General features: G+C 69.4%; 19 protein-coding genes and 1 pseudogene. 7 read left to right on the top strand and 13 right to left on the bottom strand.

Annotation, left to right across the window (positions count from 1 at the left end):
• The 3 genes and pseudogenes from Q0M60_RS13620 to Q0M60_RS13610 form a co-directional block, all read left to right on the top strand.
• A pseudogene (locus Q0M60_RS13620) lies at window positions 1-778 on the top strand (ribonucleotide reductase); the annotation flags it as partial.
• A gap of 50 nt (window positions 779-828) precedes the next feature.
• Window positions 829-1,314 carry a pentapeptide repeat-containing protein gene (locus tag Q0M60_RS13615; protein ID WP_296820489.1) on the top strand — a complete coding sequence of 162 codons (486 nt, stop codon included), beginning with the start codon at window positions 829-831 and terminating at the stop codon, window positions 1,312-1,314.
• 62 nt (window positions 1,315-1,376) lie between these two features.
• Window positions 1,377-2,282, top strand: a complete 906-nt coding sequence (locus Q0M60_RS13610) for a pentapeptide repeat-containing protein (RefSeq protein WP_296820487.1) — start codon at window positions 1,377-1,379, stop codon at window positions 2,280-2,282.
• Between the two features lie 13 nt (window positions 2,283-2,295).
• On the opposite strand, the gene aspS is transcribed toward Q0M60_RS13610, so the two are convergent.
• From aspS to Q0M60_RS13595, 3 genes are all read right to left on the bottom strand, one after another.
• Window positions 2,296-4,074: an aspartate--tRNA ligase gene (aspS, locus tag Q0M60_RS13605; RefSeq protein ID WP_296820485.1), complete on the bottom strand. Its 1,779-nt coding sequence runs from the start codon at window positions 4,072-4,074 to the stop codon at window positions 2,296-2,298.
• Window positions 4,075-4,180: 106 nt separating this feature from the next.
• Complete coding sequence (locus Q0M60_RS13600; protein WP_296820482.1) at window positions 4,181-4,408, bottom strand: hypothetical protein; 228 nt, start codon at window positions 4,406-4,408, stop codon at window positions 4,181-4,183.
• A gap of 538 nt (window positions 4,409-4,946) precedes the next feature.
• A complete protein-coding gene (locus Q0M60_RS13595) occupies window positions 4,947-5,603 on the bottom strand; it encodes a glutathione S-transferase family protein (protein WP_296820479.1) in 657 nt (218 codons plus the stop codon).
• Between the two features lie 53 nt (window positions 5,604-5,656).
• Here Q0M60_RS13595 and Q0M60_RS13590 point away from each other — a divergent pair, with 53 nt between their 5' ends.
• Together Q0M60_RS13590 and Q0M60_RS13585 are read left to right on the top strand one after the other, a co-directional pair.
• Entirely contained in the window at window positions 5,657-6,013 is a 357-nt protein-coding gene (locus Q0M60_RS13590) for a DUF559 domain-containing protein (protein ID WP_296820477.1), read from the top strand.
• A 252-nt stretch (window positions 6,014-6,265) separates the two neighbouring features.
• The gene (locus Q0M60_RS13585) at window positions 6,266-6,562 is read left to right on the top strand and encodes an antibiotic biosynthesis monooxygenase (RefSeq protein WP_296820474.1); all 297 of its coding nucleotides are present in this window, start codon (window positions 6,266-6,268) and stop codon (window positions 6,560-6,562) included.
• A gap of 35 nt (window positions 6,563-6,597) precedes the next feature.
• Here Q0M60_RS13585 and Q0M60_RS13580 read toward each other — a convergent pair whose 3' ends face one another.
• Together Q0M60_RS13580 and Q0M60_RS13575 are read right to left on the bottom strand one after the other, a co-directional pair.
• Window positions 6,598-7,314 (bottom strand): hypothetical protein, encoded by a 717-nt coding sequence (locus tag Q0M60_RS13580; protein WP_296820472.1) that lies wholly within the window; start codon window positions 7,312-7,314, stop codon window positions 6,598-6,600.
• 65 nt (window positions 7,315-7,379) lie between these two features.
• A complete protein-coding gene (locus Q0M60_RS13575) occupies window positions 7,380-8,912 on the bottom strand; it encodes an acyl-CoA carboxylase subunit beta (RefSeq protein ID WP_296820470.1) in 1,533 nt (510 codons plus the stop codon).
• Window positions 8,913-9,067: 155 nt separating this feature from the next.
• Between Q0M60_RS13575 and Q0M60_RS13570 the strand changes: the two genes are divergently transcribed.
• Window positions 9,068-9,232: a hypothetical protein gene (locus Q0M60_RS13570; protein ID WP_296820468.1), complete on the top strand. Its 165-nt coding sequence runs from the start codon at window positions 9,068-9,070 to the stop codon at window positions 9,230-9,232.
• A gap of 80 nt (window positions 9,233-9,312) precedes the next feature.
• Entirely contained in the window at window positions 9,313-9,864 is a 552-nt protein-coding gene (locus Q0M60_RS13565; protein ID WP_296820467.1) for a hypothetical protein, read from the top strand.
• Here Q0M60_RS13565 and Q0M60_RS13560 read toward each other — a convergent pair.
• The 8 genes from Q0M60_RS13560 to Q0M60_RS13525 all read right to left on the bottom strand — a co-directional run.
• Complete coding sequence (locus tag Q0M60_RS13560; RefSeq protein ID WP_296820464.1) at window positions 9,861-10,337, bottom strand: DUF1801 domain-containing protein; 477 nt, start codon at window positions 10,335-10,337, stop codon at window positions 9,861-9,863. The two genes, Q0M60_RS13565 and Q0M60_RS13560, sit on opposite strands and share 4 nt — an antisense overlap.
• A 69-nt stretch (window positions 10,338-10,406) precedes the next feature.
• The gene (locus Q0M60_RS13555; protein WP_296820462.1) at window positions 10,407-10,730 is read right to left on the bottom strand and encodes a transcriptional regulator; all 324 of its coding nucleotides are present in this window, start codon (window positions 10,728-10,730) and stop codon (window positions 10,407-10,409) included.
• Complete coding sequence (locus Q0M60_RS13550; RefSeq protein WP_296820460.1) at window positions 10,727-11,173, bottom strand: hypothetical protein; 447 nt, start codon at window positions 11,171-11,173, stop codon at window positions 10,727-10,729. Before Q0M60_RS13550 ends, Q0M60_RS13555 begins: the two co-directional genes overlap by 4 nt.
• A gap of 78 nt (window positions 11,174-11,251) precedes the next feature.
• Window positions 11,252-11,953, bottom strand: a complete 702-nt coding sequence (locus tag Q0M60_RS13545; protein ID WP_296820457.1) for a hypothetical protein — start codon at window positions 11,951-11,953, stop codon at window positions 11,252-11,254.
• Between the two features lie 55 nt (window positions 11,954-12,008).
• On the bottom strand, window positions 12,009-12,770 hold the full coding sequence (locus Q0M60_RS13540; RefSeq protein ID WP_296820455.1) for an ATP12 family protein: 762 nt from the start codon (window positions 12,768-12,770) through the stop codon (window positions 12,009-12,011).
• 36 nt (window positions 12,771-12,806) lie between these two features.
• Complete coding sequence (locus Q0M60_RS13535; RefSeq protein ID WP_296820453.1) at window positions 12,807-14,582, bottom strand: tetratricopeptide repeat protein; 1,776 nt, start codon at window positions 14,580-14,582, stop codon at window positions 12,807-12,809.
• Window positions 14,579-16,396, bottom strand: coding sequence for a tetratricopeptide repeat protein (locus tag Q0M60_RS13530; RefSeq protein ID WP_296820451.1), 1,818 nt, complete (start codon window positions 16,394-16,396; stop codon window positions 14,579-14,581). The genes Q0M60_RS13535 and Q0M60_RS13530 overlap by 4 nt, the downstream gene beginning before the upstream one ends.
• Window positions 16,393-17,228, bottom strand: an 836-nt coding sequence (locus Q0M60_RS13525; RefSeq protein WP_296820449.1) for an RluA family pseudouridine synthase, incomplete at its 5' end; no start/stop codon positions are given. The genes Q0M60_RS13525 and Q0M60_RS13530, both read right to left, overlap by 4 nt.

Raw genomic sequence — 17,228 nt, 5'->3', positions numbered from 1 at the left:
CTACCGCGACGGCTCCAAGCTGAGCCAGCCGCTCAACGCCTCGCTCCTCGCCGACGAGGACGAGGAGGACGAGGACGCCGCCGAAGCCCTGGCCGCGCTCCCGGTCGCCGAGCGCGTCCCGGCCGTGGCCGAAAAGATCGTCGAGCGCGACCGCGAACGCCGCAAACTGCCGGACCGGCGCAAGGGATACATCCAGAAGGCCGCGATCGGCGGCCACAAGGTCTACCTCCACACTGGCGAGTATGAGGAAGGCGAGATCGGCGAGATCTTCATCGACATGCACAAGGAAGGCGCCGCCTTCCGCAGCGTGATGAACAACTTCGCCATCGCAGTCTCGATCGGGCTGCAATACGGGGTGCCGCTTGAAGAGTTCGTCGACGCCTTCGTCGACACTCGTTTCGAGCCGTCGGGGGCGGTCACCGGCAACGACTCGATCCGGTCGGCCAGTTCGATCCTGGACTATGTCTTCCGCGAACTGGCGGTCAGCTATCTCGGCCGTCGGGACCTCGCCCAGACGCCGCCGGACATCGACGCCCGGCCCGCGCCGGAGGAACCCGCGCCGGCCGCCACGCTGATCTCCAAGGGATTTTCGCGTGGCGCCATTCCCGACAACCTGGTGGTCCTGCCCTTCAATGCTAAGCCGCAGGCCGAACCTGCGACGCCCGCCGGGCCGCCGGTGGCTGACGTCTGTCCGGCCTGCGGCGACGCGGCGCTCCAGCACAAGGGCGCGGGCTATGTCTGCGACACCTGCGGGGTCACGCCGTCGATGAGCGGCTGACGGCGCGATTCTTGCTTGGCCCGAGAGGTCGTTCGCTTCGGGACCGCCAGATGAGACCGCACCTTCTGATATTCGCCGCCGCCGTCCTCGTGGCCGCGCCGGCCGCCGCCCAGAACCCGTCGCAGATCGCGTCGGTCCAGCGCGGCGCCAGTTGCCCGGGCTGCAACCTGTTCCAGGCCGACCTGACCGGGCTCGAGGCGCGCGGCCGGAACTTTTCGGGCGCCAGGCTGCAGCAGTCGGACATGACGGCCGTCGTTCTGAACGGCGCGAACTTCAGCAATGCGAACCTCCGCGACGTGATCGCGTATGGCGGCGTCTTTTCGAGCGCCAGCTTCGCCGGCGCTGACATGACGAACTCCAGCTGGGTCGGGACCTATCTGGAAGGAGCCAACTTCGCCGGGGCGAACCTCACGGGGGCCGACTTTTCTGGCGCCCAGATGAGCCGCGCCCGCGGTCTGACCCAGCGGCAACTCGACCAGGCCTGCGGCGATCCGACGACCGAACTGCCGGGTTCGCTGCGGATTTCGAGCTGCTGACGCCCTTTCACCTTACCGCGAATTAAGTGGTGTCCGGCCCCCGGCGAGGTCAAACCGGTCGCATGAGAGCCTCCCCCGCCTCCTTCCTTCGGACCGCCATCGCCGTGACCGCCTCGGTCTGGGCGCTCGCGGCCGCCGCCTCGGCCAGCGCCGATACGGGCATCAGCTTTTCCGTGGGCGACCGGGACGTGTCGCGTGTCGTGTCGTTCGGAGGCGCCTGCGTGCGCTGCGAGCTGTCGGGCCGCAACCTGTCCGGCGCCCAGTTCCACGGCGCCAACTTCACCTCGGCCACCCTGGTCGGCGCAGACCTGCGCGGCGCCACGGTGATCGGCTCGAACTTCGCCTCCAGCGACTTCACCCGGGCCGACCTTCGCCAGGCCGAGCTGGTGGGAACCAGCTTCGCCGGCGCGACCTTCGTGGACGCCCACCTCGGCGGCGTCGAGGCGCAAGGCGCGGTCTTCTCCAGCGCCGACCTGACGGGCGCGAACCTGACCGGAGCCGAGATGATCGGGGCTGATTTCGGCAACGCCTCCCTCGTCAATGCGGACCTCGGCCAGACCGAGATGTTCGGCGCCAACCTCAGCCGGGCGGACGCCACGGGCGCCAGCTTCGCGGACGCCGAGATGACCGGGGCGAACCTGAGCGGCGGCGTGTTCGTGCGCGCCTCGTTCCGCAACGCCGAACTGCATGGAGCGCGGCTGACCGGCGGCGATTTCACCCGCGCCGACTTCACCGGCGCCGAGCTGAACCGGGCCGACATCCGCAACACCGACCTGTCGGGAGCCCGCGGCCTGACCCAGGCCCAGGTGTCCCAGGCCTGCGCCGACGATAACACCCGTCTGCCGTCGGGCCTGAGGGGCAGCCAGTGCCGGGGCCGGATCGGAACCGGCGGCGGCGTGGTCGTGGCGGTTCCCCGTCCGCCCCAGCCGCCGCGCCCCCCGCGGCCCTGGACGATCAGCACCCAGTAGGGGCGCGGCCCCCTTAGCCCTTCAGCGGCAGCGCCAGGCGGATCGCCAGTTCCTTGAGCTGGCGCTCCTGCACCTCGGCCGGTGCGTTCATCAGCAGGTCCTGGCCCTGCTGGTTCAGCGGGAAGGCGATGACCTCGCGGATGGCCGTCTCGCCCGCCAGCAGCATGACGATGCGGTCGATGCCGGGCGCCAGGCCGCCGTGCGGCGGCGCGCCATAGCGGAAGGCGTTCAGCATGCCGCCGAACTGCTCCTCGACCACCTCGGCGCCATAGCCGGCAATCTCGAAGGCCTTGAGCATGATCTCGGGCTTGTGGTTCCGGATCGCGCCCGAGCACAGCTCATAGCCGTTGCAGACGATGTCGTACTGATAGGCCAGGACGTCGAGCGGGTCCTTGGTCTCCAGCGCTTCCAGCTCGCCCTGCGGCATGGAGAAGGGGTTGTGGCTGAAGTCGACGCGCTTCTCGTCCTCGTTCCACTCGAACATCGGGAAGTCGACGATCCAGCAGAAGCGGAAGGCGTCATCCGAGATGAGGCCCAGCTCCTGACCCAGCCGCGTGCGCGCATTGCCCGCGAACTTGTGGAAGCTCTTCGGATCGCCCGCGACGAAGAAGGCGGCGTCGCCCTGGCCTAAGCCGAGCTGGCTCATCAGGGCCGAGGTCTGCTCCTGGCCGAGGTTCTTGGCGATCGGCCCGCCCCAGGCGCCCTGATCGTCCGACCAGAAGATGTAGCCGAGGCCCGGCTGGCCCTCGCCCTGGGCCCAGGAGTTCATGCGGTCGCAGAAGGCGCGCGAGCCGCCCTTGGGTCCCGGAATGGCCCAGACGGCGTTGGACGCCGTCTCGAGGATGCGCGCGAACAGGCCGAAGCCGCCGCCACGGAAATGCTCGGACACGTCCTGCATCTCGATCGGGTTGCGCAGGTCCGGCTTGTCGGTGCCGTACTTGGAGATCGCTTCGCGGTAGGGGATGCGCACGAAGGGGTACGGATCGACCGCCTTGCCGTTCGCGAACTCCTCGAAGACGCCGTGCATCACCGGCTCGATGGCCGCGAAGACGTCCTCCTGGGTGACGAAGCTCATCTCGACGTCAAGCTGGTAGAACTCGAGGCTTCGGTCGGCGCGCAGGTCCTCGTCGCGGAAGCAGGGGGCGATCTGGAAGTAACGGTCGAAGCCGGAGACCATGAGCAGCTGCTTGAACTGCTGCGGCGCCTGCGGGAGCGCATAGAATTTGCCGTGGTGCAGCCGGCTCGGGACCAGGAAGTCGCGGGCGCCTTCAGGCGACGAGGCCGTCAGGATGGGCGTCTGATATTCGAGGAAGCCCTGCTCGACCATCCGCTTGCGGATCGAGTCGATCACCCGCGAGCGCAGCACGATGTTGCGGTGAAGCGTCTCGCGCCGCAGGTCGAGATAGCGGTGCTTGAGGCGGATCTCTTCCGGATATTCCGGCTCGCCGAAAACCGGCAGCGGCAGCTCGGCCGCCTCCGAGAGGACCTCGACCGAGCCCACCCGGACCTCGATCTCGCCGGTCGGCAGGTTCGGGTTCACCGTGCCGGCCTCGCGAGCCACGACCTCGCCGTCGATGCGGATCACGCTCTCGGCGCGTACACGCTCGACGATGTCGAAGCCCGGGGTCTCGGGGTGGAAGACCAGCTGCGTCAGGCCGTAGTGGTCGCGCAGGTCGACGAACAGCAGGCCGCCATGGTCGCGCTTGCGATGCACCCACCCCGACAGCCGGACATTCGAGCCCGCGTCGCTCAGTCGGAGGGCGCCGCAGGTGTGGGAGCGGTAGGCGTGCATGGTCGGTTTCGGGGGTCGGAGTCGGTGAAAAGGGAGGCGCGCTAGGGCGCATCATCCCCCGGCAAAGTCAAGGCGGAGCGGGCTGGGACACGCCCTGGGCGCGCCGCTAGCGCCGAAGCCTGAGCGGATCGTCGCGGTCGACCTTGGGGGCGCCAATGGTCAGCTTCATGAAGTCCGGATCATCGCGCATCTCGGCGTCCATGAGGATGGCCTCGGCGTGGAGGTCCCGCAGGCGATGCATCCGGGCGTAGCTGTCGCGCAGGTAGCGGGCGTCGTCGATGAGGCGGTCGAGGAACTGGTCGAAGCTGAGCTTGCGGGACGGGCGTGGGCGCATGGGCGGCCTTCGGGTGCGTGGGGACGCCTCCGCGCCTTGTGGCTGCGGAGGTTGGGGAGGGCGGCGGAGCGCCGGGCCTTCGCCCGGAGACCGTATGGGGTGTGTGTTTCGGCAAAGGAGACGCTCCGCCGCGGATGTTTTCCCGAAGCCCCTGCTGGGCGCCCTTCGTTAGGGGCTACGCAGCTGTTTTGGCCCCGGACGGCGGGCCTTGGCGCAGCGACCAGGGTCCCGGACCCGACGGGTAATCCGCCCCGCCGCTTCTCCGCTCATCCGCATCCCGCCGCCCGCAGGGTCGCTGGCCATGCGCCCTCCCCGTGCGACGGGACGGAGAAAGTGTGCGCGCGTTTTCGAGGGCGGGGGTTTTTCGACGCCATGCTTCTTCACAGCACCCGCATCTCGACCGTCATGCCCGGGCTTGTCCCGGGCATCCATCACCGCCGCTGCGCCAAGGCCTGCAACGGCTGAGGTGATGGATCACCGGGACAAGCCCGGTGACGACGAGTGGGGCGGCGTCGTGAACACCCGCTTCGATGCGGGACTATTCGACCTTGTCTACCGTCGTGCCGAGGCGCTCGGCGTAGAGCTCGAGCGTGCGGCGCCAGGCGGGGCGGGCGTGGGCGCGGGCGTAGAGGGCGGCGACGTTGGGGTAGCCGGCCATCAGGTCGTCGTGGCGGATCTGGCGGAGCACCGAGGCGAGCAGCAGGTCGGCGACGGTGAAGTCGCCGGTGGCGATCCAGTCGCGGCCTTCGAGGCGGCGATTGAGGTTTCCGAGCACGCGGTGGGTCCAGCTGACCAGAAACTTCCGGGTCTCGCCCGGGTTTCCCATGGCGCCCATGTCCATCAGCTTGAGCGGCTGGATCGGCCCTTCGACGGTGGCGAGCGCGGCGAAGACCCACTGGCGCACATGGGCGCGGCCCTCGGCGTCGTCGGGGATCAGTCGGCCGGATTTTTCGGCCAGGTGGTGCAGGATGGCCCCGGTCTCGGTCAGGACCAGGCGGTCGTCCTCGATCAGCGGGAGCTGGTTGAAGGGGCTGATGGCCGAGAACTCCAGCCCCGTCGTCTCGCCCGCCGTGTGGTCCCAGCCGCGCACCTCATAGGTCAGACCCATCTCCTCCAGCGCCCACTGGACCCGCAGGTCGCGGGTCTCGCCATGCACAAAGGGGTGGACGCGGCCCAAGGCGTGGAGGGTGATCATGGGCCCATATTGATCCTTCTCCCCCTGCGGGAGAAGGTGGCCCGAAGGGCCGGATGAGGGGTCGCGCCGACGTGTCCGAAGAGCGTTTGCAGGGCCTGGCCAAACGCATGCGGCGCGAGCCGGCCCTGTATGAGCGCAAGCTCTGGTCGATCCTGCGGGACCGTCGGCTTGAAGGCCTCAAGTTCCGTCGGCAGGTCGTCCTAGGGCCTTATGTGGCGGATTTCGTCTGCATGCGGCATCGGCTGATCGTCGAGGCGGACGGGCCGTTCCATGACGCGGAGCGGGATGCGGTGCGGGACGGTTGGCTCGGGTCGCAGGGGTTTCGCGTGCTGCGGTTCCCCAACACGCAGATCGAGAACCGCGACTGGGAAGTGGTCGGCGCCATCCTCGAGGCCGTGAAGCCAAGGTGACCCTTCTCCCCTTGCGGGAGAAGGTGGCCGAGCGCAGCGAGGTCGGATGAGGGGTCGACGAGGCCTGTCCACTCCAGACCGTGCCGCCTCAACATCCCTCGAAGCTGAAGCGCCGGCGCGACCCCTCATCCGTCATGCTTCGCATGCCACCTTCTCCCGCAAGGGGAGAAGGGACGCTCACCGACCGTCGTTCGTCGACCCTTGCCCCCGCCCTTCCCGGCGCGCATGATCGGGGTGGCCGGGAGGCGCGCCATGACCGCATTCAACGCCGTACGCTTTCGGGTGAAGCCCGGGCGGGACCAGGAGTTCCTGGACGCTCACAGGGACGTCGGGAGCCAGTGGCCCGGCCTGGTGCGCGCCCACATCATCAAGACCGGCGAAGGGGCCTACTGCCTCGTGGCCGAATGGCGCGACACCGACGCCCTGGCCGAGGCCCGGCCCGCCATGATCGCCACCCTGAACAGCTTTCGCGACACGCTGGAGGAGCTCGGCGAGGGGCGCGGGGTCACGGACGCGGTGTCGGGGCCGGTGGTGATGGGGTTGAGGTAGGTTAGACCGCGGGCGCTACGCCGGTGGAACAGTTTTCACTGCACGAAGAGCGGCGGCCGAGCATCGGAGTCACGGCCGTTTGCCTCGATAAGGTCGCTTGCCCACGGTTGAAGGAATGGTCGAGGTGGGAGGATGATCCAGCCGTCGTCGTCGCCGACGGCGGAATATCGCCCCTCAGCTACGCACAGAGCAGTCATTGCGCACACGATAGCCGCTCGATCATCATGGTTCGTCGCAGCAGAAAAGGGACGACGCAGTTCGCGGCTTGGCAGCAACTCGTTCAGTAGCGCTGTAAGCGCAGTGTCGGCGAGCATCTCGAAGAACGTGTCTGAGCGATCTCCTCGTCGTGCACGCACCTCTTGGGGTTTAGCCAGCAGAACCCCAAGGAAGCTGCTGGGAAACGCCTCCACAATGGCGAACTCGTCGATGGCCACCGAGTGGGCAGCAGGTCGGACGCAGCCGGTGGAGAGCGCTTCTAGAGCACAGAGATTTGCGTTCTCGTTCAATAGCCTTCCAACTGGCGAGCTGGATTGTCCAGGCTTACCTATGAGCGGCTGCAACCGCCTAGTGAGGAGCTTCTCGGCAACTCTGTATCGCCCGATGACGTCCAGCCCTCTCCGCAGCGGTCCGTCGATGGCTACGCACTCGACAGTCCGATCGACGATCCCCCGGACGGCACGCTGCCTATCCTCCAAAGTCGCTCGGAACCGATCAACCTGCCAATCGACAAAGGTGTCGTTCCACTCAAGCATGCATACGGCGCTTGAGCGGCGCGTGGGCGAGCACCCGACATCTATTTCTAGAACTGCTCCCGACATCACAGCGGAATATTATCGTGCTTCTTCCACGGGTTCTCTTGCACCTTCCCCTTCAGGGTCCGTAGCGCCCGGATGAGACGGCGGCGGGTGCCGTGCGGCATGATCACGTCGTCGATGTAGCCCAGCTTGGCGGCGACGAAGGGGTTGGCGAAGCGGTCCTTGTATTCGGCTTCGCGGGCGGCCAGGGCCTCGGGGTCGCCGGCTTCCTTGCGGAAGATGATCTCGACGGCGCCCTTGGCGCCCATGACGGCGATCTCGGCCGACGGCCAGGCGTAGTTGACGTCGCCGCGCAGGTGCTTGGAGCTCATCACGTCATAGGCGCCGCCGTAGGCCTTGCGGGTGATGACGGTCAGCTTGGGCACCGTGGCCTCTGCGTAGGCGAACAGCAGCTTGGCGCCGTGCTTGATGAGGCCGCCGTACTCCTGCTTGGTGCCCGGCATGAAGCCCGGCACGTCGACGAAGGTCACGATCGGGATGCCGAAGGCGTCGCAGAAGCGCACGAAGCGGGCGGCTTTGCGGCTGGAATCGATGTCGAGCACGCCCGCCAGCGCCAGCGGCTGGTTGGCGACCACGCCGACCGGCTGGCCGTCCAGCCGGCCGAAGCCGACGACGATGTTCTTGGCGAAGTCCGGGCTGATCTCGAAGAAGTCGGCCTCGTCCACGACCTTCAGGATCAGCTCCTTGATGTCGTAGGGCTTGTTAGGGTTGGCCGGGACCAGGCTGTCGAGGCTGGGCTCGTCGCGGTCGGCCTCGTCGAAGCTTTCGCGGACCGGGGGCTTTTCGCGGTTCGAGAGCGGCAGGAAGCCGACCAGGCGGCGGACCTCGCACAGGGCCTCGATGTCGTTCTCGAAGGCGCCGTCGGCCACGCCCGACTTGGCCGCGTGCACCCGGGCGCCGCCCAGGTCCTCGTGGCTGACCAGCTCGTTGGTGACGGTCTTCACCACGTCGGGGCCGGTCACGTACATGTAGGAGCTGTCCTTCACCATGAAGATGAAGTCCGTGATCGCGGGCGAATAGACGTCGCCGCCGGCGCAGGGCCCCATGATCACGCTGATCTGGGGGATGACGCCCGAGGCCAGGGTGTTCTGCAGGAAGATGTCGGCGTAGCCGGCCAGGGCCTCGACCCCCTCCTGGATGCGCGCGCCGCCGGCGTCGAACAGGCCGATGATGGGCGCGCCGGTGGTCAGGGCCATCTTCTGCAGCTTGACGATCTTGGCCGCGTGGGCGCCCGAGAGCGAGCCGCCGAAGACGGTGAAATCCTTGGAGAAGACATAGACCAGCCGGCCGTCGATCATGCCGCGGCCGGTGACCACGCCGTCGCCAGGGATGCGCTGCTTGTCCATGCCGAATTCGTGGGAGCGGTGCTCCACGAACATGTCAGTCTCCTCGAAGGTCCCCTCGTCCAGCAGGACCGCGATCCGCTCGCGCGCGGTCAGCTTGCCCTTCTTGTGCTGGGCCGCGATGCGGGCCTCGCCGCCGCCCATCCGGGCGGCCTCGCGCCGGCGTTCGAGCTCTTCGAGGATGTGCTGCATGGGACGCTCCGAAACCTGCGGCGAGGCTTAAGGAGCGCCGCCGCGCGAGGCAAGCGCGGGGCTCTGTCGACGTTCGGACGCAGGAACCGGCGAGCCGCGCTGCTGGTTCTTCCGCCGTGGCCGGATAGCGGCCTGAAAAAACCGAGGAAACGACAATGCCCAACAACAACCAGCGCCAGGAAGAACAGCGCCAGCGCCAGGAGGGCGGCATGGGCCAGCAGCGCCAGGAAGAGCGCCAGGCCCAGGGCGACCGGCAGCGCCAGGACGAGCAGCGCCAGCGGCAGGAAGGCCCGCGCAACAAGCAGGACCAGCGCCAGTAGGTCCTGAGCCCTGACTACCCGGGAAGGGGCCGGCGGAACCGCCGGCCCCTTTTTCGTCTTCCGCAGCCATGGACGAGGCGTTGAGACAGGCGCTGCTGCGCCCCCGGCTGAGGCTGCACGGGACGATCGAGGACGACTGGATCGACCGGCTGATCGAGGTGATCGAGGCCGGCGCCGAGGACGACATCCTGTCGATCGAAGTGATGACCACCGGCGGCGACGCCGAAGTCGGTCGCCGGCTGTCGCTCGAGATCTGCATGGCGCGCGACCGGGGCCGGCGCGTCGCCTTCCTGGGCAAGACCACGGTCTATTCGGCCGGGGCGACCTTCATGGGCTGTTTTCGGACCGAGGAGCGCTGGCTGACGCCCGACTGCTGGCTGCTGATCCACGAGCGGCAGATGCAGGCCGACATTCCCCTGAACGGCGGCTTGCGGGCCTGCCGCGCCCAGTTGCAGAAGGCCATGGCCGAGGTCGAGACCGGCGAGGTGCTGCAGCGCAAGGGCTTCGAGGATCTGGCCGCGGGCTCGAAGCTGAGCGCCGACGAGGTCGAACGCCGCGCGCTCGAGAACTGGTACCTGAAGGCCGACGAAGCGCTGGAGCTGGGGCTCGTGGGCGGGATCTTCGAGGGCTAGACGCGGCGAGGCCGCTGTTTGGCCGAGATCGACTTGATGACCGTCCTGCCTTTTCCGGAGGCCGGCAGGGGCAGCGGAGCATCCGCCAGCGCATCGGCCAACAGCCGCCGGATCGCCGGCTGATCGAGGGATTCGGGTCCGGCCAGGCGCACGAAACGGCCCTGGCGTCCGCTCCCCTGCAGCAGGCCATGGGGATCCGGCAGCCGCGCCCCGTGCAGGAAGTACAGCGCCGGTCCCCGCGTGGTCACGGCCAGGGACACGATGGCTTCCGAAGCCCTATCTCCAGGCCCGTATCCGATCGCGAGCGCGTTGTAGTTGTCGTAGACCAGCTCGGTCGCGGTGGGCAGGCGCGCCTGCAGCGCGGCGCGGCACGCCCGCGCGCGGGCCGCGACGTCCGGCGCGAACTTGGCGATGAAGCCGTCGAGCTGCCGCTCCGTGGCCTCGATGTCGGTCGGCGGGGCGGGCGTCTCCATCCAGAGCCTCCCTTCGGCATCAACCTAGGCCGAAACGGGGCCCGGGACAAAGGAGACGCGGGCGGACGATCAGCCCGAAAAGCCCTGCCCGAGCGTCGGGGCGGTGAGCGCGGCCAGCCGCTGGAGCTCGGCGACATGGCCAGCGAAGGCCTTGCGGCCGGTGGAGGTCAGGCTGATCCAGGTGCGCTGGCGGCCGTTTTCGGCGGCCTTGGACAGCTTGACGTAGCCGGCCTCCTCCAGCTGCTTCAGGTGCTTGGACATCACCGAATCCGAGACCTTGATGGCGTCGCGGACCATGGCGAACTCCGCGTCGTCCACGCCCGACAGGATGGCGCAGATCTGCAGGCGGCCCGGCGCGTGGATGACGGCGTCGAAGACGGGCGCCGCGCTCACTGACCGGCCTCCAGGTCCCTGCGGAAGGCGCGCATCCAGATGCGGCCGCCGACACCGCCCGTGACCCAGGCCAGGGCGCCGGCCAGCAGCGGCGCCCACCACGGCCCGTCGTGCAGCCGCGGCGTGAGCGCGACCCACATCAGGCCCACCAAGATCAACGCCATGCCGATGGCCACCCAGCGCGCCCGCGGCGGTCCATAGCCGTTCACCCACCAGCCGACCTTGGCGCGCCACCAGCGGACCATGATGGCGAGAGCGACCATGCTGGCGGCCAGGGCGAACATGCTCCACGGCTGCGGCAGCCCCTGCCCGGCCAGGAGAACGGCCAGGATAAGCCCATAGAGGACGTCCCAGCCGACGGGATAGTCGAGGTCGCGGCCGACCTCCGCGCGGGCGGCCTGAATGGAAGCCAGGGCTTCATGGGGATTGGGGTCTTGGGACATGACGAACACTCACTTTCCGATATGGAAAACGTACCGTCACTTTCCACGATGGCAAGTGTTTATTTTCCAGATTGGAAATTAGTCGCCGGCGGCGGCGTCGCACTGGGCGAAGTGAGCGCGGGCCGCCTCCATGAAGGGGCCAAGCGGCGCGAGCGAAAACTCCAGTTGGGAGTAGAGGTAGCCGGATCTTAGACCCCGGCGCGGGACGTGGAATTCGGCCGTGAAACCGCCGGCGGAGAAAAGGCGCCGATAGACCTCCGCGCCGACATGGTCATCGGTGAAAAGTATGTAGGGTTCGGCGCCGAAGGGCTGATCGACGGTATAGCCGGTGCGGGTGTAAACCGGCCCATCGACACCGCCGGGACCATACCAGTCGCGCCAGTCGTCGGCGGTCAGCCGGACCCGCCAGACTCCAGAATCCTCGTGCTCCGAGGCCGTCACCGGCGCACTTTGTATGGATAGGAGGTCAAGCCGCAGCTCAGGATCGGCCAGATCCAGGCTAGGTGCATCGATATTCAGGTGGAGCCAGCCCCTGGCGGCGTCATTCTCGCGCAAGGACCCCACCGCCGCGTGGACCGTTGAGGGCACGACGAACAGGTCGATCAAATACCGGCCCCCGAAAAGGCTGGAAATCCCGCCCTGAACCGGGCCGCCTCGAACCGCGTAGAAGCCGCCGCTGTCGCAACCGGCTTCTATGGTGGCCTCGTCAGGGGACTGGGCCAAGGCGGCTGCGGGGCTCGACAGGATCGCTACGGCGGCGAGAAGGGACACGCGAAACATGGCCGGCACCCTAGCCGACCAATCGAGCGCCTCGCGACCCCACGAGACCTGACGCTCAGCGCAGGGCGGCGAACCAGCGGTCGAGCAGCTCGGCCTCGGCGCGGCGGGCGGCGGTGCGTTGGGCGGCCTCCTCGTCGACGCCCCACTGGCGCTCCTGCCAGGCCTCGTCGAGGCGGGAGAGCTCGAAGGCCTCGACGCCGGACAGGGCGCCGCGCTGGACGGCCAGCGCCAGCACCGCCGAGCCGAACAGGCCGGTCGCGGTCGCCAGGCCCGTCAGGCTGAAGTCGTCGAGCGCCAGCACCAGCTCACGCCCGTGGCGCAGCACGGCGTCAGGCTGGGCCACGTGGCCGATGCCTTCGGCCTGGCGCAGCGGCAGGCTGAGCTCCCGAGCCGCCCAGTCGAGCCACGGCCGCCAGCGCGCCTCCTGCTCGGCGATCAGCCCCTGGGGACCGTCGGCGAAATAGCAGAGCGCGTCCGAGCCGAGGTAGCGCGTGACCTCTTCGGCCACGCCCTCGCGCGCCTGCGGGATGCGGTCGATGGCGGTCGAGGCCAGTCGCGTCGCGGGCATGGTGGCGGGATCGAGGTGCTCGCCCTGCGCCGCCCACTCCTCGGCCAGCAGAAGCGCCAGGGGTTCGGTCGGCGCGACCAGCGGCGCGGCCGCCGGCGTCTTCGGCGATCGGCCATCCAGAAGGACCCGCCAACCGCCCTCGCCCTCCCCCACGGTCACGTCCTTCCAGAAGCGCTTGATGCGCTCCTCCGGCTCGCGGAAACCCCTGCGGGCGGCGACGTTCGGATCGAGCGGCGGAATATGCGGCATGGCGGTTGATATAGGCGGCTCCGGGCGGGGGCGCGACTAGGCCGGAACCACGTCGAAGGCGAAGGTCAGGCGCGTGTCGTCGCCGGTGAATGGCACGGTGCCGTGCCACATGTAGCTGGGAAAAAGCACCAGCTTGCCCGCCTCGGGCCGGACAAACCGCTCGGGCGGCAGGGCGGGCCGGGTCGCCACGCCGGGCTCGCCGAACTTGATCCAGCCGTCGTGGCCGCTGTCCAAGGCGGTGTCCGGCACATGAACGTAAAAGGCCGAGGACAGCCAGCCGGCCGGGTGGACGTGGTCGACGTGGCGACCGCCGGCGCGCTGGAGCACGGCCCAGGCGCCGCTGAACGCCCAGCGGCCGGTGTTTCGGCTGCGGAGCAGATCCTGGCCTGTTCCCAGGCCATCGACGTGAGCCTGGACGAGGCGGCCGAGCTCGCCCAGCAGGGCGTCGATCACGGGGTCCTTCAGGCCGATCAGGTCCTGGGTCGTCTGGCCGGAGTCGCGGAGCGACTGGTCGAAGGGGGGAGCAGCGAACCCGATCAACTCGGTGAGGCGGACGGACAGGTCGGCGAGGAAACCCTGACGGGAGGACCAGCCCGGCGGCGCCTCGATGAAGGCCTCCCTGACGAAGGCGCCGTAGTCATAGACCTCGGCGTAGCGGGGATCATCGGTCAGCCGCCAGGCGGTGGCCTCGAGCGCGGCGGCGAGCTGGTCCAGCGGCCGGCGGCGGCGCAGCTCCACGGCGCTCTGGGCCGCGCCGGACCCGTCGCCGACGGCCAGACGCGCGATGGTCAGCACGTGCAGGACGGACTCGTCGTCGCCGGCGATCCGGCGTGCGGCTTCAGCGCTGGCGAGCGCCTTTTCGCCCTGGCCGGCCTCGGCGGCCAGGCGCGCGACATCCACCAGCGCCGGGGCCGATCCGACGAAACGCGCAGCCGCGGCCTCGGCCAGTTCGAGCGCGGCCTCCGGCCCCTCGGCGAACAGGGTCGACCGCACCAGCAGCCGCCAGGCGGCCGGATCGTCGAGCCGCTGATCGCGATGAACGCGGATGGCGGCCAGGGATGACGCCGCATCGCCGCTGCGCATCCAGTCGAGCTGGGCCAGTTCATAGAGCGCCGTGGGCTGACCGGGCTCGACCTCCAGCACCCGCCGAAACGCGTCCGCAGCCTCGTCGAAGCGGCCGAGATAAAACCTCGTCTTGCCGAGCAATAGCCGGACGGCCGCGCCATCGACGCCCGCCGCAACAGCGCGATCCAGAACAGCCTCGGCCTCGGCGTAGCGCCTGGCCTGATGCAGGAGCGTGCCCAGTTCGGCGAGTTCGCCCGGCTGCAGGCGGGGCGCGGCAAGCCCCTCCGCGATGGCTTCGGCCTCGCGTGCGCACAGGGCGAGGGCACGCATCCGCAGGGCGCGGAACGGCTCGGGGTCCTCGTCCGTCACCGTCAGGACGTCGGCCCAGCGGCCACGCTCCGCCAGTCCGGCGGCAAGCTGGGCGCGGGCGCCCCGGTGGTCCGGACGGGCCTCCACCACCGCCGCCAGCAGGGGCAGGGCCGCATCAGCACGCCCATCGGCCAGCAGCACGCGGGCGAGGTTCAGGCGGCTGCCATGATCGTCCGGGCGCAAGGAGAGGACGCGCCGGAACGCCGCTTCGGCCTCGGCGAACCGCCCGAGCGACGCCAGGGCCAGGGCCAGACCGCGCTGGGCGTCGAAATGTCCCGGCTGGCTGGCAACGATAGGCTCGAGCAAGCGAAGGGCGTGGTCGGCGCGTCCGGACTGAAGCGCCTCGGCCGCTTCACGCAGGGCGGCGGCGTCGTTCATGCCGGGACCACGTCGAAGGCGATCGTCAGGCGCGGTTGGTCGCCGCCGAACGGCACGGTGCCGTGCCACATGTAGCTGGGGAAGAGGACCAGCATCCCGGGCTCAGGCTTGACGAAATATTCGGGGCCCAGGGGCGGATCGGATTTCACCCCCGGCTCACCGAACTTGATCCAGCCTTCGCGGCCGCCGGCGTCCACGGCGGGCGGCAGGTCCACATAGAAGGCCGATGAGAGCCAGCCCTGCGGGTGCAGGTGATCCTCATGAAAGCCGTTGGGCTGGAGCCGCACCGACCAGATGCCCGATATCCGATAGTTGAAGGTGTTGCGCCGGCGCAGGGGGTCGCGCCCCTCCCCCAGCGCCTTCATGTGACGACGGATAGGACCGTCGATGGCCTCGAAGAAGGCGCGGATCGCGGGATCGCTGGAGACGGTCAGGTCTTCGTGCGTCTGGGTGCCCTTGCGCAGCGACTGGCCGATCGGGTGGGCCTTGAGGGTGTGCATGCGCAGGAGCGCCGCCTTCAGGTCGGCGAGGTAGGCGGACAGGCTCGGCCAGCCCTGGGGCGTGTCGATGGTCCAGCCGCGGACCATCGTCTCGAAATCATAGAGCCGCGAATAGTCGGGATCGCTCAGCTGACGCAGCGCCGTCGCCTTGAGGGCCAGGGCATGCTGGTCGGCCGGGTCCTCGGCGAGCAGGGCGTCGGCCTGTGACAGGGCTTCGTCGGCATGACCGTTGGCCACCAGGAGGTCGACGAGCGCGCTGCGCACGACATGGCTTTCAGGCTGGAGATGCATGGCGCGCCTGGCGTGGGCCAGGGCCTTCGCCCTATCGAACCGCATCGCCGCCTGCGCCGCCGTGACCTCGATGTCGGCGCTGTCGCGCGGAGCGCCGGCCTCGGTCAGGACGCGGTAGCCGCCCTCGGGATCGCCGGCGTATTCGTGAATCTTGGCCTTCAGGACGCGGAAGCCCGCGGCGCGCGGATAGCGGGCGATGGCGGGATCATAGAGCGCCGCCGTACCGGGCAGGTCCGCGGTGCGCATCCACACCACGTGGCCCAGCTCGCGCCAGGCCTCCATGTGCAGCGGGGACCGCGCGATCACCTGGCGCAGCGCGTCCTCGCAGTCCGCGAAGCGGCCAAGGTTCAGGTAGGCGCCAGCCAACAGCCACCAGGTCTCGGGATGCTGGGAGCCCAGCGCGAGCGCGCGGCGAAGTTCGGCGGCGGCCGCCTCATGGCGCTTGAGGTCCGCCAGGGCCGAGCCGACATTGTGCGCGGCCAGAGCGTCGTTCGGCTGGCGTTGGGCGATGGCGCGGCGCACCTCAAGCGCCTCGTCGAGACGCGCCAGGCCGCTGAGAGCACGGGCATGCTCCCAGAGCACCGGAACGTCCGCGCGGGCATGATCTGCGCAAAGCGCCGTGGTGGTCTTGATGGCCTCGCCGAACCGCCTCTGATCGTTCAGCAGCCGCGCCAGCATGCCGACGACGAAGGGCTGGCGCCGGTCCAGCGACAGCGATTTCGCCAGCGCCTTCTCCGCCTCCTCCGGACGCTCCGTCCGGGCGAGCAGATCCCCCAGGGCGGCGAGCGCGCGAGGGTCCTTGCGGTCCGCCGTGGTGGCGGCGCGCAACGCGGCCTCGGATCCAGCCAGATCGCCGAGCGGCTGGAGCGCGCCGCCAAGCAGCAGCAGGGCGTCCGCGTTTCGCGGCTCCTGGTCGGTCAGGCGGCGCAGCAAGGCGGCGGCCTCGGCGTTTCGGCCCTGCTGCATCAGCCCGCGGGCGGCGGCGAGCGCCTGTTGCGAGGCGGGACTGGAGCGCGCGGTCATCGGCGACGTCCCTGGCCGAACGGCTCGGTCTCGGCCTCGTGCTCGTCGAAACCGAAGCGGTCGAAGCCGGCCTGCATCTCGGGGCTGAGGGGAGCCTCGACGATCAGCTTGCCGCCCGAGGGGTGATCGAGCTCGATCCGACGGGCGTGGAGCAGGAGACGCAAGCCCTCGCCGAGCGCGTCTGAGACCTCGTTTCCGTACTTGGGATCGCCGACGATGGGGTGGCCGAGCGCGCGCATGTGGGCCCTGAGCTGGTGGGTGCGGCCGGTCTGGGGCCTCAGCGCCATCCAGGCGGCGCGCTGGGCGGCGCGCGAGACGGTGACGTATTCGGTGACGGCGGGCTCGGCGCCCGGCTCCTTCGGGTCGGCGGGGCGGACCATCTCGCGATCGCCGACGCCCGACTTGATCAAGGGCATGTCGATGATCCCGGCGGGCGGCTTGGGCGAGCCCGCCACGACGGCCCAGTAGGTCTTCTTCGCCTTGCGCCGCGCGAAGGCGCCGGCCAGCTTCGCCGCCGCGCCCGGGCTCTTGGCGAGCAGCAGGACGCCGGAGGTGTCGCGGTCCAGCCGGTGAACCAGGCGGGGCCGCTCGATACCTTCACCCCAGGCGGACAGCAGCCGGTCGACGTGCCTCGTGGTCTGTGTGCCGCCCTGGACGGCGAGGCCCGACGGCTTGTTCAGCGCCAGCACCTCGTCGTCCTCGTAGAGCACCAGGCCCCGCACGAAGCGGACGGCCTGGTCCGATAGCGGGGGCGGGCCCGCCGGCCGCTCGCCCGGCTCCGGCAGGGGCGGAACGCGGACCTGGCTCCCGGCCGACAGGCGGGTGTCGGCCT

Origin of the sequence: Brevundimonas sp. (genome assembly GCF_024711105.1) — a bacterium.
Taxonomy (GTDB): Bacteria; Pseudomonadota; Alphaproteobacteria; order Caulobacterales; family Caulobacteraceae; genus Brevundimonas.
The sequence above is the reverse complement of the archived record's forward strand: the minus strand, read 5'-3'. Positions and strand labels throughout refer to the sequence as shown.